This is a genomic window from Nocardia nova NBRC 15556 (genome assembly GCF_001613005.1).
In the GTDB taxonomy this organism is placed as follows: Bacteria; Actinomycetota; Actinomycetes; order Mycobacteriales; family Mycobacteriaceae; genus Nocardia; species Nocardia nova.
In genome coordinates this window covers 66,723-82,849 of the sequence record NZ_BDBN01000027.1, presented here as the reverse complement: position 1 = coordinate 82,849, position 16,127 = coordinate 66,723, and the positions used below count along the sequence as shown (strand labels likewise).

The window sequence follows — 16,127 nt, the reverse complement described above, 5'->3', positions numbered from 1 at the left end:
CATTCGTGTTCGAGTTGGATGGACGGATCGCCCTGGTCACCGGTGCTGGCCAGAGCGTGGGCGAGGGGATCGCGACGGTCCTCGCGCGTCAGGGTGCGACGGTTGTGGTGAACGACCTGCACGCCGACCGCGCCGAGCGGGTGGCCGCGGCCATCGCCGGGGAAGGTAATAAGGCGATCGTGCGGGCGTTCGACGTCACCGACTATCGGGCCACGGTCGATGCGGTGCGTTCGGCCGAGGCCGAGCTGGGCGGGCACGTGGACATCCTGGTCAACAACGCCGGCATCGCCGAGGACCGGGTCAGCAAGCCGTTTCGGGAGCTGACGCCGGACCAGTGGGCGCCGTCGATCGACCTCAACATCTACGGCGCGATGAACTGCATCAAAGCGGTCATCGACGGTATGTGCGATGCCGGCTGGGGACGCGTCGTGCAGATTTCTTCGGGTAGTGCGCGCACCGGACAGAACATCAACGTGTCGATGTACGCGACCGGTAAGAGCGGTATCGAGGGCTTCATCCGCCACCTCGCCGCCGAGACCGGTCAGTACGGCGTCACCGCCAACATCGTGGCGCTCGGCCTGCAAGCCAACCTGGTGGACAAGATGCCGCCGGAGCAGATCGAGCGACTCATCGCCGGAGTGCCGATCGGGCGACTCGGCGACCCGATCGAGGTCGGCGCGTTCTGTGCCTACCTCGCCTCGAACGAGGCGGGCGGGATGACCGGACAGACCCTGGACTTCAACGGCGGATCGCAGACCCGATGACCGTTGCGCCGACCACCCTGTCGCTCACCGCGATCCGGGTATCGGATCTGCCCGCCGCTACCGAGTTCTACACCGCCGGTTGCGGATTCACCGAGGAACGATCGATTGCCACCGATGCCTTCGATGCGGTGATTGTGCGTGCCGGGACGGCCGGGATCCAGTTGATCGCGCCGCGCGCGAATGCCACGGCACCCGACCACGGCAACATGCTGGTGAAGCTGGTGCTCAACACCGCCGACGTCGCCGCACTGCTGGCCCGTGGGTGCGCACACGGTGGCACCCAGGAAATGCCCGCCACCGTGCTGACGGAATTCGGTTGCACGATCGGCAAACTCCGTGACCCCGACGGTTACCTCATCGAGGTTGTCGGGCCCGCCGAACTACAGGACCGCTGAGCGGGAAGTCCGGGCGTGGTGGCGATCCACGGCATTTAGCGTGGCGCCGTTCACGCCCGGACCGGAGAATGGAGCAATGCGGCGATGACCTGGGATAATTCATACGACGTCATAGTGGTGGGCTCGGGTGGCGCCGCCCTCGCGGGCGCGCTCGCCGCGGCCCATCGCGGTCTGTCGACCTGCGTAATCGAGAAGACCGATCGCTTCGGCGGCACCTCGGCGTATTCGGGCGGTAGCGTGTGGCTGCCCGGCAACCATGTGCTCGAGCGGCAGGGCGTCGAAGACTCGGTCGGCGCGGGACTGACCTACTTCAGCTCGCTCGTAGGTGAACACACCCGCCCGGAGGTACAGCGCGCCTACCTCGAAACCGGCCCGGTCGTCGCCGACTTCCTCGAGAACACCGTCGGTATCCCGCTCGAACACCGACCCTTCCCCGACTATTTCGACGCGCCCGGACGAAGTGCCAACGGGCGCAGTATCTTCGCCGGCGCGATATCCGCCGAAGAGGTCGGCGATCGACTGACCGACATCCGGCCGATGGTGGCGGCCGACCAGTTCGGCATCGAGCTGGACCGGTCGATGCTCGACGGCGGTCAGGCCTGGATCGCGCGCATGGTCCTCGCCCTCGACGCGACCGGCAACGCCGACCTGATGCTGTCCACACGCGTCACGGAACTGGTCCAGGACGAGTCGGATCGGGTGACCGGCGTCGTGGTGGCCGGCCCGGCCGGCACTCCGACTCGGATCGAGGCGCGTGCCGGCGTTCTGCTCGCCGCGGGTGGCTACGAACGTTCGGCGGAGCTGCGCCGGACCTGGCAGGACATGCCCACCGCGGACTGGAGTTCCTCGCATCCGGACACCGGGACCGGCGACGCGGTGTCGCTCGCACAAGCGGCAGGCGCCGCCCTCGACCTGCTCGATCAGTCGTGGTGGTGTCCGGCCACGCTGTTCCCCAACGGGCACGCCGCATTCACCCTCGGGGTGCGCGCCGGAATCGTCGTCGACGAGACCGCGCAGCGCTTCGCCAACGAGATGCTGCCCTACGATCGCATGGGCCGGGAGATGCGGGAGCGGATGCGCCTGGGGCACGGTGACGGCTTCTGGTTCATCTTCGACAACCGATTCGGTGACGACCTGCCCGCCATCTGCGTCCCCGTCCCCGACCGGGCGGAGATGTCGGAGGCCGGACTGTGGCACACCGCCACCGATCTCGCCGGTCTCGCCGCGGCGATCGGCGTCGACGCCGAGCAGCTGACCGAGACGGTACGCCGGTTCAACGAATTCGCCGGGCGCGGCAAGGATGACGATTTCGGTCGCGGAGAGGATCCGTTCGGTCGCTTCTTCGTCGGCGCCGCCTCGCCCGAACCGTGTCTGCTTCCTCTCGACGGTGCACGATTCCATGCGGTGCGCCTGGTCCTCGGCGACCTCGGAACCAAGGGCGGCGCCGTGATCGATCGCGAGGGCGCAGTGCAGCGGCCCGACGGATCGGTGATCGCCGGGTTGTACGCCGCAGGTAATTCCGCGGCTTCGGTTGCGGGGCTGGTATATCCCGGTCCCGGTGTCCCCCTGGGGTCCGGCATGGTCATGGCCTATCGAGCTGTCTCGGATATGGCAGGGCGGCTCAGCGCCGCGGACGCCACCGCATCCTGATCGAGGCTCGGGCCGCGACGTACAAACCGTCGCGGCCGAGCCGCATCAATGGGAGGCCAGGTCGGCTGCTACGCAGCGATCCCAGATCTCGCGGGCCGCCATCCGCACCGGACCGACGAGTTTGCGGTAGTCGAGCGTGGTGACCGACGCGCAGACGGAGATACCGGCGAGGTTGCCGTAGATATGGTCCGCCGGGCCGATGGATACCCCGACACAGCCGAGTCCGGCGAAGGCTTCTCCGCGATCGAACGCGGCGCCGCGCTCCCGGATGACGGCGAGTTCCTCCTTCAGCCGGGCGTCGGAGGTGATGCTCTGCGTGGTGCGTCGCACGAGTTCACCGGTAGCCATGTGGTGCAGGGTCTGCACGATCTGCGGATTGTTCGCGGTCTCGCTGAATGCGATCTGTGCCTTGCCCACGGCGGTCAGGTGGGCGGGCACCCGCTGTCCCACGGCCGTCGGGGTGGGTCCTGATGCGCGTCCGTTGACCTTCGCGAGGTAGACGGTGTCACCGTGGTCGACCACACCCAGCTGGATGGTGAACCCGGTCTGCTGGGCGAACGCCTGCATCACCGGACGCGCTCCTTGCAGCAGACGATTCTGATTCAGGGCCGCCTGTCCCATTTCGTAGGCTTTGACGCCGAGTTCGTACGTCTGCTCGGGCGAGCGTGCGAGCCAGCCCGCGCTCGCGAGCTGTTCGAGCAGCCGGTGCACCGATGAGCGGGGCAGACCGGTCCGGGAGGTCACCTGGGCCAAGGTCAGCGGCCCTACTCCATTGAAAGTCTCCAGCACCAGCGATACCCGCTCGACCACCGAGACCGGGACCCCGGCAGTGCTTGTTGTTCTCACCAGACCTCCCACCAGCCACGTCGCTGTGATGCTCGCCACGGTACTACCACGTGCATGTGCACGTCGAACAGCCGTGACGAGCGCGGGCACGACGATCGCACGGATATGGGATCGGCATCGGACGACCTTCCCGATGAGCGAGATATCGCCCTTTTTCGCCGATTTTCGCGGCATAGCCTGCCGTGGCCCCCGGCTCCGGGATCCGGGCGCGTAGTGCTGACCACGATCAGGAGTGCGGATGTCCACGAAGACGAGTACCGATCCGGAGTCCCGCGCCGATGCGGCGGAAGCGACGGCGGCAACTCGCGTCGCCCGGGTCCGGATCACCGAGATCGTCGAAGAGACTGCCGAGGCGCGATCGTTCGTCGTCGAACCGCTGGCCGGCATGACGAAAACGGAGTATCGCCCGGGGCAGTTCCTCACCATCCGAGTTCCCGACATCGGTACCGGCTCGGCGCGGTGCTATTCCCTGTCGAGTTCACCGCACACCGACCCGGCGATGAAGTTCACCGTCAAACGGGTCGCGGGCGGCCACGGGTCGAACTGGCTCTGCGACACGGTGCGGATCGGTGACGAACTGGATGTGCTTCCGCCGGCCGGCACCTTCGTCCCGGCCTCCCTCGACGAGGCCGTGGTCCTGGTGGCGGGCGGCAGCGGAATCACGCCGGTCATCGCGATCGCGAAATCGATCCTGTTCGGCGGCGCGGGCGACGTGGTCTTGATCTACGCCAACCGCGACCAGGAGTCGGTCATCTTCGCCGCGGAGCTGCGTGAGCTGGAAAACCGTTTCCCCGAGAGGTTTTCGGTGATCCACATCCTGGAGTCGGTGCAGGGCTACCCCAGTCGCCGGGCGCTGTCGATACTGCTGCGCCCGCTGCGCGACCGGTCGGTCTACATCTGCGGCCCGGCACCGCTGATGGACCTCACCGCCGAAGTATGTGGACAAACGGGTTTCGCGGCCGCGCGCGTGCACTCCGAGCGGTTTCTGTCCCTGCGGCGCGACCCGTTCGCGGCCGACGATCAGAACGAGGTGTCCGGCTCTGGCGAGGTCGTCTATCAGGTGCGTGTGTCGATCGACGGCGCCGACCGTCAGGTGCCGTGGACGGCCGGGCGCAAACTCCTCGATGCCTTGCTCGCCGCCGGGATCGAGGCGCCGTATTCGTGCCGCGAGGGCGCGTGCAGCGCCTGCGTCTGTTCACTGACCGAAGGGCGAGTGACTCTGGCGCACAACGAGATTCTGACCGACGACGATCTCGCCGACGGCTACATCCTGGCGTGTCAGGCCGAACCGGTGAGCGACGAGATTTCGATCGAATACTGATCGGAGCGGCGCCGGCTCGGCGTCGCCGCCGGATCGAGGCGAAAACCCGTCCCATTCAGTAGGAGACCCACGTCACACCCTCGCTGCCGCCTGCGACGCTGATCCCACCGCGAAAGGTTGCCTACTCGCAACCGTCTGACCAGGAGGTATCGTGAATTCCGCGACCGACGCCAAAGACAAGATCCGCGTGATCGACAGCGGTGTACCGCCGCAGCGATTCGCTCGCGGCTGGCACTGTCTGGGGCTGGTCCGCCACTTCGACGACGGGCAGCCGCACCAGATCTCGGCTTTCGGCACCGAACTGGTCGTATTCCGCGGTGAGGATGGAAAACTCAACGTGCTCAACGCCTTCTGCCCGCACATGGGTGGAAATCTGGCGCGAGGCACGGTGAAGGGGAATGACATCGCCTGTCCGTTCCACGACTGGCGCTGGCGCGGCGACGGCAAGTGCGCGGGCATTCCTTATGCGCGGCGGGTTCCGCCGCTGGCGCGGACCAAGGCGTGGCCGACCAGGGAGATCAGCGGCCAGCTGTTCGTCTGGAACGACCCGCAGGGCCGCACACCGCCCGCCGAGCTCGAGGTGCCGGAGGTGCCGACCTATGGCGATCCGGGCTGGACGGACTGGGTCTGGAACCACGTGGACGTAGAAGGCTCGCACTGTCGCGAGATCGTCGACAACGTCGTCGACATGGCTCACTTCTTCTACGTCCACTACGGCATGCCGACATATTTCCGCAACGTGTTCGAGGGACACACCGCGAACCAGCTGATGCGTTCACGGCCCCGCGCCGATGCCGTCGGAGTCAGTCAGAGTACCAACTACAGCCTCGAAAGCCAGTCGGACGCAACGTATTACGGGCCGTCCTACATGGTGGACAAGTTGTGGAGCGGAGGTGTGGACCCGGACGGTGACCCGAATATCTACCTCATCAACTGCCATTACCCCGTCACCCCGACCTCGTTCCGGTTGCAGTACGGGGTGATGGTGCGCAAGCCGGTCGGAATGGACGACGAGGCCGCCGACCAGATCGCGGCCGCGGTCGCCAAGGGCGTGGCGATCGGCTTCGAGCAGGACGTCGAGATCTGGAAGAACAAGGCGCGCATCGACAATCCGCTGTTGTGCGAGGAGGACGGGCCGGTCTATCAGCTGCGCCGCTGGTACGAACAGTTCTACGTCGACGTCGAGGACATCAAGCCGGAAATGGTCAACCGATTCGAATTCGAGATCGATACCGAACGCGCACTGCAGAACTGGCAGGCCGAGGTGGACGCCAACCTCGCCGCCGGACGCAGTGCCATCGCCCCCAAGTTGTCGTCCGGCCGCTCGGAAGCGGTTACCGGTTCCTGACCCCGATTCAGCCCTTCCAGCTTCGACCAGGAGTACCTCAGATGTCCTACGCAGTGCTCGACAACATCATCGCGATCGCCGACGAAATCCGCGCCGGCGCCGAAGAAGGGGAGTCGCTCGGCCGGCTGCCCGATGATATGGCCAAGGGCCTCAAGGATGCCGGGCTGATCCGGCTGTTGCAGCGCAAGAAGTACAACGGCTTCGAAGCGCATCCGCGGGTGTTCGCCGAAACCGTGATGAAGACTGCCGGCATCTACGGTTCCGCGGGCTGGGTCGGCGGCATCGTCGGAGTTCATCCGTGGCAGTTGGCCTTCGCCGATCCGAAGGTGCAGGAGGAGGTCCTCGGCGCCGACGGTGACACATGGCAGGCGTCGCCGTATATGCCCGGCGGTGTGGCGGTGCCTCGCGACGGTGGCTATGTCCTCAACGGCCGGTGGCAGTTCTCCTCCGGCACCGATCATTGCGACTGGATCTTCCTCGGTGCGCTGGTCGGAGGGGACGACGGAAAACCACTGATGCCGCCGCGGGGACTGCATGTGATCCTGCCCCGCTCGGACTACGAAATCGTTCCGGACTCCTGGGACGTGGTCGGGCTGCGTGGCACCGGCAGCAAAGACATCATCGTCAAGGACGCGTTCGTTCCGGACTACCGGGTGATGGATTCGGCGAAGGTCATCGACGGCACCGCGGCCAAGGAGTACGGGGTCACCGAGACGTTGTACAAGATGCCGTGGTCCACCATGTTCCCGCTGGGCATCACGTCGGCGACGATCGGTATCTGCGAGGGACTGCTGGCGGCCGGGATCGAGTATCAGCGCGATCGGGTCGGTGCGGCAGGCACGCTCGTCAAGGACGATCCCTATGTGCTGCACGCACTTGCGGAATCGGCGTCCGAGATCGACGCCGCCCGCCAGCAGCTGCTGGCCAACGTCGACCGCATCTACGACATGGTGGATCTCGGCGAGGAGATCGACTTCGAGACTCGGGCCAGGGTGCGGCGGGACCAGGTACGTGCTGCCTGGCGCGCCGTTCGTGCCGCCGACGAGATTTTCGACAGGGCCGGCGGCAACGCCCTTCGTATGGACAAGCCGCTGCAGCGGTTCTGGCGGGATGCACATGCCGGCCTCCATCACGCGATCCACGTCAGCAGCACCACCTATCACGCGGCGGCGATGGCCTCCCTGGGAGTCGAGGTGCCGCAGGGCCCGCTTCGCGTGATGATCTGATTCGTTCCCGAAAGGAACACCTGCACCGATGACCGAAATCGAGGGACTCGGATACGTCCGAGTGCTCGCCACCGATATCGACCGCTGGCGCGAAGTGGGTTTCGAGGTACTGGGATTGGATGCGGTAGGGCGCGCCTACGACCAGGTGATGGCCCGCGACTGCCCGGTGTCCTCCACGCTGGGCCGGCACACCAACGACAAGATGGTCTCGTTCTACGGGCGGGTGCCCGGCGGCTGGGATATCGAGTACGGCACTGGTGGCGTGCCGGTCGACGAGAACTATTACACCGCCGAGGAGATCACCGCCGATAGCTACTGGGGCCACGAATGGATGTGGGCCCGGCAGCTGAAGCAGGCGCAGCAGGCCGAAGCGCAGCAGGCGTCCGTCGCCGTCTGACCAGCCGCGACCGGCGTTCGCCGGTCGAAGTCGCACAACTCGATCCCACTCAGCGGTGTTGCGGGCCCGGCCGGCCCGCTGGGTGGGAACGCGTCGTTTCCGGGGGAAATACGCCACTTACGGTGTGGCTCAATCGATCACCTCATCGAGGGAAGTGAATCCAGTGACAAATCAGGACAGCGAATTCGACGCCGTGGTCGTCGGGGCGGGGATCTCCGGGCTCTACGCGGTGTACAAACTGCGCGGCCGCGGCATGCGCGTGCACGGCTTCGAATCCGCCGAGGGTGTGGGCGGAACGTGGTACCACAACCGATACCCGGGTGCGCGCTGCGATGTCGAAAGTATCGACTACTCATACTCTTTCGACGACGAACTGCAACAGGAGTGGACCTGGTCGGAAAGGTTCGCCACGCAGGCGGAGATCCTGCGCTATCTCGAGCACGTCGCAGACCGGCACGATCTGCGCTCGGCCTACGACTTCCTGACTCGAGTGACCGCGACCGTCTACGACGAGCAGGCCCAGCGCTGGACCATCTCCACCGACACCGGCCGCACCGTGACCGCGCGCTTCTGCATTCTGGCGACAGGAGTGCTGTCGGCGACGAACAAGCCCGACATCCCGGGCCGCGACACGTTCGCCGGGGAGAGCTACCACACCGGCGAATGGCCGCACGATCCGGTCGATTTCACCGGTAAGCGGATCGGCGTCATCGGCACCGGCTCCTCGGGTATCCAGGCCATCCCGGTGCTCGCCGAGCAGGCCGAACACCTCTATGTCTTCCAGCGCACCCCGAACTATTCGATTCCGGCAGGTAATCGGCCACTGGACCCGGAGTTCGTGGCCGAGGTGAAGGCCAACTACGCCGAACGGCGGCGACTGTCGCGCCGCAGCGGTGGCGGCACACCCAACAGTCCGCACCCGAAAGGGGCACTCGAGGTCGACGCCGCGGAGCGGACCAGGATCTACGACGAGTGGTGGCAGCGCGGGGGTTACCTGTTCGCCAAGGCCTTCCCGGACCAGACGACGAGCCTGGCCGCCAACGACACCGCGCGCGAGTACGTCGAGGCGAAGATCCGTGAGATGGTGCGCGATCCGCAGGTCGCCGATCAGCTCATCCCGAACGACCATCCCATCGGCACCAAGCGGATCGTCACCGACGACGGCTACTTCCACACCTACAACCGCGACAACGTCACCCTGGTGAATCTACGCACCACCCCGATCGCCGAGATCACCGAGACCGGCGTGCGCACCGCGGAGGCGTCCTACGACCTCGACGTGCTGATCTTCGCCACCGGTTTCGACGCGATGACGGGTTCTTTGTCGCGCATCGATATCCGGGGCCGCGGCGGGCGTGAACTGCGCGAGGAGTGGGCGGCGGGACCGCGCACCTACCTCGGGCTGGCCATGGCCGGATTCCCGAACATGTTCATTCTCGCCGGGCCCGGAAGTCCCAGCGTGCTGGCCAATATGGTGTTGATGGCCGAACAGCACGTCGACTGGATCAGCGACTGCCTGGACTACCTCGACGAGCATGGTTTCACCACGATCGAGGCCGATGAGGAATCGGTCGGCGAATGGGTGACCGAGTGCAACGAGGTCGCCGCGCGCACGTTGTTCCCCACTGCCAACTCCTGGTACATGGGCGCCAACATCCCCGGCAAGCCTCGCGTTTTCATGCCCTACATCGGCGGTTTCGGCAAATACAACGAGATCTGCGCGGAGGTCGCCGCGGCCGGCTACAAGGGCTTCGAACTGAGCGGCACCCCGGCACCGGCCGCCCCCTGATTCCGGCCGCAATTCCCGCGGACGGCGTGAGCGTGCCGTCGCGTACCCATCGAACGAAGTAAGGACGTGGTCTCTATGGGCGGACAACGACGGTCCGACCTGCATCCCGATGTCGAGGCGATGCTGTCGGCACTGGAATCGTTTCCGGATGTCACCGAGCACGACCCCGCCGAATTGCGCGAGATCATCGTGTCCCGGCGGGCTCCGCTGACACATATGCCCGCCATGCGTCTGGCGGAGGACCGGGTGATCGCGGGACCGGGTGGAGACCTGGCGCTGCGCCTGTACGTGCCGGAAATCCATGTGCCGAAACTGCTTCCGGTAGTCGTGTTCGCCCACGGCGGTGGTTTCGTCTTCTGCGATCTCGACAGTCACGACGAGTTCTGCCGATCGATGGCGCAAGCCGTCGGTGTCGCCGTGGTGTCGGTGGACTATCGGCGTGCTCCCGAGCACCCCGGCCCCGCGGCGATGGAGGACATGTACGCGGCGGTGCAGTGGGCCGCCGCCCATGCCGGCGAATTCGGCGGTGACGCAACTCGACTCGTTGTCGCCGGAGACAGCGCGGGCGGCAATCTGGCGGCGACGGTGAGCCTGGCCGCGCGCGATCGCGGCGGTCCGCGGATCGCGGGGCAGGTCCTGCTCTACCCGGTGATCGACGACGATTTCGGTACCGAGTCCTACCAGCGCTACGGCGAGGGGTACTACAACACGACCACGGCCATGCGCTGGTATTGGCAGCAGTACGCGCCGCAGGGCACCGACAGTCCGTATCTTGTGCCCAGCCGGGCCGAGTCCCTGGCCGGATTGCCGCCGGCGGTGGTGGCCACCGCCGAGTTGGATCCGCCGTGCTCGGCCGGTGAGGATTACGCGCGCCGTCTCGCCGATGCCGGGAACGCGGTAACCGCCCACCGCTTCGATGGGCTGTTCCACGGATTTCTGACCTTCCCGAGCCTGTCACTGACCGAGCCTGCGCGCCAGCACCTTTGGCACATGATGCGTGAGCTTCTCGCCTCGGCGGCGGTGCCCGATTCACTGTCCCAGTGATGCCCGATTCACTGTCCCATTGAGCGGAAGCGGTGGCCGAGCGGGACTGGTCGGCAGCCCACGATGGATGCGGGTGTGAACCCGGACACAGCGAATGCGGAAGGTAAGCATGACACAGCGACTCAGTGGCAAGAAAGCCCTGGTCACCGGTAGTAGCCGCGGAATCGGACGAGCGATCGCGCAGCGTCTGGCGGCTGAGGGCGCGACGGTGGTGGTCACCGCGCGCTCACATGCGCCGAGCCCTGCGGTGCGTGCGGGCGCGACCCATCTGCTGGCCGGTTCGCTGGACGAAACCGTGCAGTTGATCGAGGCCGCGGGTGGCCGCGCGGTGGCGATCCCGGCCGACCTCGAGGACGCCGAACAACGCGGCCGGCTGATCGACACAGTCGTCGCGGAACTCGGCGGCATCGACATCCTGGTCAACAACGCCGGTTTCGCCGATTACAGCTCGATCGAGCAGATGAGCGACGCGACGTTCCATCGGACCGTGCAGCACTATCTCGAAGTGCCGTTCGTACTGAGCCGGGCGGCGATTCCCCATCTGCGCAAACAGGGGGCGGGCTGGATCGTCAACATCGGTTCCTCGACCGGGCTGAGTCCGATCCGGCCGTTCCGGGAGTACAACAAGACCTCCGGGGATGTCGTCTACGCCTCGGCCAAGGCCGCGCTGCATCGTTTCACGCAAGGCCTGGCGGCGGAGCTGCTCGACGACGGAATCGCGGTCAACGCGGTCGGCCCGTCGACGGCGATCATGACTCCGGGTGCGTCGGCACTACTGCCCGAGGGCTACGAGACCGAGCCGGTGGAGTACCTGGCGCAAACCGTGCTCGAGATGTGCACGGTGCCGGCGGCCGACCGCACCGGCCTGGTGGCCTTCAGCCTCCATTACCCGTATACGACGCACACTCCGGTGATGTCGCTGGACGGCAGCGCCGAATTGCCACGGCGAGAACCACCTTCGTGGGCGAACCCGAACATTCTTCCGGAGGGCGTGTGATGACCGCGGCCGCCCGGGAACGATTCTCGCGGGGCACCGCGGTGGTGACCGGCGCTGCAGCCGGTATCGGCCGTGGCCTGGCTCGACATCTCGGCAGCCTCGGCATGACCGTGGTCGTCGCCGATATCGATGCCGGTCGTGCGGCAGAGGTCGCGGCCGAGATCGTCGCCGAGGGCGGCGGTGCCGAGGGGTACGGGGTAGATGTGGCCGACGAGGCCGCCGTCGACACCATGGCGGCGGCGATCTTCGACCGGCACGGCAGCGTCGAGCTGCTGATCAACAATGCCGGAGTGGAGTCCTCGGGACTGCTCTGGGAGATCGACCCGGCCCGATGGCGGCGGGTGATGCAGATCAACGTCGACGGCGTCTTCTACTGCCTGAAGTCCTTTGTGCCGCATATGATTCGAGCCGGATCCCCGTCGTGCATCGCGAACCTGTCCTCGGTGGGCGGCCTCAACACCGTCGCCGTGCAGTCGCCGTACATCGTGAGCAAATTCGCGGTGCAGGCGATGACGGAATGCCTGCATCAGGATCTGTCGATCATCGGCGCGCCGATCCAGGTCAGTGCCGTGGTGCCGCATTCGATCCGCAGCGAGATCTTCCTCGCCGCGCAGCGCGAAGCACCCACGTCCGATCCCACCGCCAATGCGGTGTTCGCCGCCATGCAGCGCGACAACGTCGAAAAGGGACTCGACCCGCTCGCGGCAGCCGAGCACATGGTCGAACAGATCGCCCGCGGGCAGTTCTGGGTCTTCTCCGACGACGAGATGTGCACGGCGTCGGCGACCAGGCGTGGCGACCAACTGCTGAATCTGCGCCCGCCCGCGAATCCACGAGACATGCTCGCCCGGATGGGCGTGCCACTCCCGGAAGGTAACTCATGACAGAGACCATCGTCACCGGCGTCCCATCTTCCTCCGACGCTACCGCCGCCTCCGATCCGGAGGCCGCACTCCACCGGGCCATCGACGAGTGCGAGGTGGCGCCGCTGCTCATGTCGATGGTGCACGTAACCGGCGACGTGGGACTGCTCGACGAATTCGGTCCGCGCCTGACGATCGAGGAGCCGGGCAATCACTACCGCACCGGCACGCGTCCGACGGTCCCGCCCGGCACCTATCCCGACGATGTCGCCGCGGACATCCGCGCCCGCGCGCGCGAGGTCTTGACGCCCGATTCGGTTGCAACCCTGGATGTTCCGGACGACGAGCTGTTCCAACGCATGGCGACGGTCTGCACCGCGCAGCGGGTGGACGACGAATTCGTGCCGATACTGCTGGAACAGGCCGGATTCACCAAGGATCGGCGCCATGTCCCGGTGACGGTCACCCCGCCCGCGGACTTCGACGTCGTCGTGATCGGCGCCGGGATCGTCGGCATCAACGCCGGAATCAAGTTGGCGGAAGCGGGTTTTCCGTTCACCATCTTCGAGGAGCGCGACGATATCGGCGGCACCTGGCAGCGCAACACCTATCCCGGCGCGGCTGTGGACACCCCGAGTCACTACTACTCCTACTCGTTCGAGCTGAACCCGAACTGGTCGCGGTATTACCCGACCGGACCGGAATATCAGGAATACCTGCTCGGTGTAGTCGAGAAATACCGGCTGCGCGAGCACATTCGATTCGGCACCCGCGTGCGATCGGCCACCTGGCTGGACCAGGAGAACCGCTGGGAGGTCGTCACCGAGGATCGCGACGGTGAGCTGACCCACCACCGCGCCCGCGCGGTGATCACCGCGCTCGGCATGCTCAATTCCCCCAACATTCCGGATGTGCCGGGTATGGACACCTTCGCCGGGACGCTCGTGCACACCGCCGAATGGGATACCGAGATCGATCTGCGCGGCAAGCGCGTGGTCGTTCTCGGTACCGGCTGCACCTCGGTGCAGGTCGTAGCGAGCATCGTCGACGAGGTCGACACCCTTGACGTGGTCGTGCGCAGTCCGCACTGGCTGGTCCCGGAGAAGACGGTCGGCGGCGACGTCCCGGCCGGCGAGAAGTGGGCGATGGCCCATCTGCCCTTCTACGACAAGTGGTTCCGGCTGCGCACCTATTGGTTCGCCTCCGACAACCTTTATCCGCTGCCGCGTATCGACAAGGAATGGGCGGCCACCCACCTGTCCGCATCGCCGGCCAACGACATGGTCCTGCGCACCGCGCAGGAGTATCTGCGCAACAGCTTCCCGGACCGGCCGGATATGGTCGAAAAGCTGACTCCCGATTTCCGCCCCTACGCGAAGCGGATCGTCAAAGACCCCGGATTCTTCAAAGCGCTGAACCGCGACCACGTACACCTGCACAGGGCCTCGTTCGAGCGAATCACACCCGACGGTGTCGTGACCACCGAGGGCACCGTCATACCCGCCGACGTGATCATCCTCGCGACCGGATTCGAACTGCAGTTCACCACCACGATCGACATCGCCGGCCGCGACGGCGCGACGCTGGCGCAGATCTGGAAAGGCGGCGAGGACCCGCGGGCGTACCTGGGAGTACAGGTTTCCGGATTCCCGAACCTGTTCATCACCGCCGGGCCGAACTCCGCGCCCAATCACGGTGCTGGACACAACATCACCGGTGAGGAGCAGGTCCACTACATCATCGAGTGCCTGCAGTACTTGCTCGAGAACGACCACGCCGCGATGGATGTCGAGCAGCGGGCGCAGGACGAGTACAACGAGCGCGTCGACGAGGCGCTCGACGAGACCGTATGGGTGCACCCCGGCGCGCAGGTCAACGGGTACTACCGCAATTCCGCGGGGCGTGCGGTCGTGCCGTGCCCGTGGCGGCTCGTCGACTACTGGACCATGCTGCGCGCCCCGCACCCCGAGGATCTGACCTTCCTGCCGCATCGAAAGGCATTGTCGTGACCGCGAATTCGATTCCCGATGTTCTCGCCCCGGCTCGGCTGGGCCCGGTGACGCTGCGCAACCGAACCATCAAATCCGCGACCTTCGAGCACATGGCCCCGGGTGCGCTGGTCAGTGATCAGCTCATCGAATTCCACCGGCAGGTGGCTGCCGGGGGAGTCGGGATGACGACGGTCGCCTATTGCGCGGTGGCGCCGGAAGGTCGTACCGAGGCCGATCAGCTCTGGATGCGCGACGAGGCGATACCCGGCCTGCGCCGGCTCACCGACGCTGTCCATGCCGAGGGGGCGGCAGCGTCGGCCCAGATCGGTCACGCCGGACCGGTGGCGAACGCGAAATCCAACGGCTACCCGGCGTTGTCGGCGTCGCGGCGGATCAGCCCGATGGGTCCGCAGCTCACCCATGCCGCGACACTCGCCGATATCGCCCGGATCCGCACCGCTCACGGCACCGCGACCCGGCTGGCGATCGAATCGGGATTCGATGCCGTGGAAATCCATTTCGGCCACAACTACTTCGCGAGTTCGTTCCTGAGCCCGGCCCTGAACCGGCGCAAGGATTCCTACGGTGGCTCACTGCGCAATCGCGCTCGCCTCGTTCGCGAGGTCGCCGCGGAGGTGCGCGAGGCCGCAGGGGACCGCATCGCGGTACTGGCCAAACTGAACATGGACGACGGTGTGCCGGGCGGGTTCTGGCTCGACGAGGCAATCCAGGTCGCGCAGTGGCTGGAAGCCGACGGCAGTCTGGACGCCATCGAACTCACCATCGGCAGTTCCCTGCTTAATCCGATGTATTTGTTCAAAGGCGAGGCACCGCTGAACGAATTCGCCGCGGTCATGTCACCGCTGATGCGGTTCGGCGTGAAGGTCGCGGGCAAATTCTTCCTGCACGACTATCCGTACGAAGATCTGTTCATGCTCGACGCGGCGCGCCAGATCCGGGCGAACGTGTCGATGCCGCTCGTGTTGCTGGGCGGCATCACGGACAAGGCTGCTATGGACACCGCGATGGCCGAGGGATTCGAATTCGTCGCGATGGCTCGTGCCCTGCTGCGCGAGCCGGATCTGATCAACCGGATCGCGAAGGATAACCAGACGAAGTCGTTGTGCATCCATTGCAACAAGTGCATGCCGACGATCTTCTACGACACGCACTGCGTATTGGCCGTGCCGCAATCGGCCGCGCGATGACCATGCGTCCGCTCGACTGCGAGCAGTGCGGCCAGCGCGTGCTGATCGAGAAATTCAGTGCGGCGCATACGTCTGTCCAGTGGACCGGCGAGGCCGGACGATGCCCGGTGATCGCGGCCCAGGGCCGGGGTGTGGGGCATCAGGAACGCGGCTGCGATGTCCTGCGTCGCCGGATCGACCGCGCGGTGCGCGAACACGCCCTGCCGGAATCCAGAATTCAACTGCCGACCGGTGACGATATCCCGCGGCTGCACTGAGAAACGCGCGCCGGGTGAGCCCGCGACCACG

Annotated in this window: 14 protein-coding genes and 1 pseudogene; 14 read left to right on the top strand and 1 reads right to left on the bottom strand. The window is 66.1% G+C overall.

Annotation, left to right across the window (positions count from 1 at the left end):
- Window positions 1-5: 5 nt before the first annotated feature.
- The 3 genes from NN2_RS12275 (at window position 6) to NN2_RS12265 (ending at window position 2,809) form a co-directional block, all read left to right on the top strand.
- Window positions 6-764, top strand: a complete 759-nt coding sequence (locus NN2_RS12275) for an SDR family NAD(P)-dependent oxidoreductase (RefSeq protein WP_030517585.1) — start codon at window positions 6-8, stop codon at window positions 762-764.
- Window positions 761-1,159 (top strand): VOC family protein, encoded by a 399-nt coding sequence (locus NN2_RS12270; RefSeq protein WP_063013194.1) that lies wholly within the window; start codon window positions 761-763, stop codon window positions 1,157-1,159. Before NN2_RS12275 ends, NN2_RS12270 begins: the two co-directional genes overlap by 4 nt.
- An 84-nt stretch (window positions 1,160-1,243) precedes the next feature.
- Window positions 1,244-2,809, top strand: a complete 1,566-nt coding sequence (locus tag NN2_RS12265; RefSeq protein WP_063013192.1) for an FAD-dependent oxidoreductase — start codon at window positions 1,244-1,246, stop codon at window positions 2,807-2,809.
- A 45-nt stretch (window positions 2,810-2,854) separates the two neighbouring features.
- Here NN2_RS12265 and NN2_RS12260 read toward each other — a convergent pair whose 3' ends face one another.
- Window positions 2,855-3,655 carry an IclR family transcriptional regulator gene (locus tag NN2_RS12260; protein WP_063013265.1) on the bottom strand — a complete coding sequence of 267 codons (801 nt, stop codon included), beginning with the start codon at window positions 3,653-3,655 and terminating at the stop codon, window positions 2,855-2,857.
- A gap of 238 nt (window positions 3,656-3,893) precedes the next feature.
- Between NN2_RS12260 and NN2_RS12255 the strand changes: the two genes are divergently transcribed.
- The 11 genes and pseudogenes from NN2_RS12255 (at window position 3,894) to NN2_RS12205 (ending at window position 16,096) form a co-directional block, all read left to right on the top strand.
- Window positions 3,894-4,976, top strand: coding sequence for a ferredoxin--NADP reductase (locus NN2_RS12255; protein ID WP_082856936.1), 1,083 nt, complete (start codon window positions 3,894-3,896; stop codon window positions 4,974-4,976).
- Between the two features lie 151 nt (window positions 4,977-5,127).
- A complete protein-coding gene (locus NN2_RS12250; RefSeq protein WP_063013190.1) occupies window positions 5,128-6,324 on the top strand; it encodes a 3-ketosteroid-9-alpha-monooxygenase, oxygenase component in 1,197 nt (398 codons plus the stop codon).
- A 41-nt stretch (window positions 6,325-6,365) separates the two neighbouring features.
- Window positions 6,366-7,550: an acyl-CoA dehydrogenase family protein gene (locus NN2_RS12245; RefSeq protein ID WP_063013188.1), complete on the top strand. Its 1,185-nt coding sequence runs from the start codon at window positions 6,366-6,368 to the stop codon at window positions 7,548-7,550.
- A 19-nt stretch (window positions 7,551-7,569) separates the two neighbouring features.
- Window positions 7,570-7,947: pseudogene (locus NN2_RS12240) on the top strand (VOC family protein); the annotation flags it as partial.
- A 163-nt stretch (window positions 7,948-8,110) separates the two neighbouring features.
- Entirely contained in the window at window positions 8,111-9,736 is a 1,626-nt protein-coding gene (locus NN2_RS12235; protein ID WP_063013184.1) for a flavin-containing monooxygenase, read from the top strand.
- A gap of 75 nt (window positions 9,737-9,811) precedes the next feature.
- Window positions 9,812-10,780 carry an alpha/beta hydrolase gene (locus tag NN2_RS12230; protein WP_063013182.1) on the top strand — a complete coding sequence of 323 codons (969 nt, stop codon included), beginning with the start codon at window positions 9,812-9,814 and terminating at the stop codon, window positions 10,778-10,780.
- 109 nt (window positions 10,781-10,889) lie between these two features.
- Window positions 10,890-11,777: an SDR family NAD(P)-dependent oxidoreductase gene (locus NN2_RS12225; RefSeq protein ID WP_063013180.1), complete on the top strand. Its 888-nt coding sequence runs from the start codon at window positions 10,890-10,892 to the stop codon at window positions 11,775-11,777.
- Window positions 11,777-12,661: an SDR family NAD(P)-dependent oxidoreductase gene (locus NN2_RS12220; protein WP_063013178.1), complete on the top strand. Its 885-nt coding sequence runs from the start codon at window positions 11,777-11,779 to the stop codon at window positions 12,659-12,661. The genes NN2_RS12225 and NN2_RS12220 overlap by 1 nt, the downstream gene beginning before the upstream one ends.
- Window positions 12,658-14,649 (top strand): flavin-containing monooxygenase, encoded by a 1,992-nt coding sequence (locus tag NN2_RS12215; protein ID WP_063013176.1) that lies wholly within the window; start codon window positions 12,658-12,660, stop codon window positions 14,647-14,649. Before NN2_RS12220 ends, NN2_RS12215 begins: the two co-directional genes overlap by 4 nt.
- Window positions 14,646-15,839, top strand: coding sequence for an NADH:flavin oxidoreductase (locus NN2_RS12210; protein ID WP_063013174.1), 1,194 nt, complete (start codon window positions 14,646-14,648; stop codon window positions 15,837-15,839). Before NN2_RS12215 ends, NN2_RS12210 begins: the two co-directional genes overlap by 4 nt.
- Window positions 15,836-16,096 carry a hypothetical protein gene (locus NN2_RS12205; protein ID WP_039778610.1) on the top strand — a complete coding sequence of 87 codons (261 nt, stop codon included), beginning with the start codon at window positions 15,836-15,838 and terminating at the stop codon, window positions 16,094-16,096. Before NN2_RS12210 ends, NN2_RS12205 begins: the two co-directional genes overlap by 4 nt.
- The last annotated feature ends 31 nt before the right edge of the window (window positions 16,097-16,127 follow it).

Excerpts from the sequence above, each read along its gene's own strand:
- NN2_RS12270 (WP_063013194.1), top strand. The coding sequence starts at position 761 with ATGACCGTTGCGCCGACCACCCTGTCGCTCACCGCGATCCGGGTATCG.
- NN2_RS12265 (WP_063013192.1), top strand. The coding sequence starts at position 1,244 with ATGACCTGGGATAATTCATACGACGTCATAGTGGTGGGCTCGGGTGGC.
- NN2_RS12255 (WP_082856936.1), top strand. The coding sequence starts at position 3,894 with ATGTCCACGAAGACGAGTACCGATCCGGAGTCCCGCGCCGATGCGGCG.
- NN2_RS12245 (WP_063013188.1), top strand. The coding sequence starts at position 6,366 with ATGTCCTACGCAGTGCTCGACAACATCATCGCGATCGCCGACGAAATC.
- NN2_RS12230 (WP_063013182.1), top strand. The coding sequence starts at position 9,812 with ATGGGCGGACAACGACGGTCCGACCTGCATCCCGATGTCGAGGCGATG.
- NN2_RS12225 (WP_063013180.1), top strand. The coding sequence starts at position 10,890 with ATGACACAGCGACTCAGTGGCAAGAAAGCCCTGGTCACCGGTAGTAGC.
- NN2_RS12220 (WP_063013178.1), top strand. The coding sequence starts at position 11,777 with ATGACCGCGGCCGCCCGGGAACGATTCTCGCGGGGCACCGCGGTGGTG.
- NN2_RS12215 (WP_063013176.1), top strand. The coding sequence starts at position 12,658 with ATGACAGAGACCATCGTCACCGGCGTCCCATCTTCCTCCGACGCTACC.
- NN2_RS12205 (WP_039778610.1), top strand. The coding sequence starts at position 15,836 with ATGACCATGCGTCCGCTCGACTGCGAGCAGTGCGGCCAGCGCGTGCTG.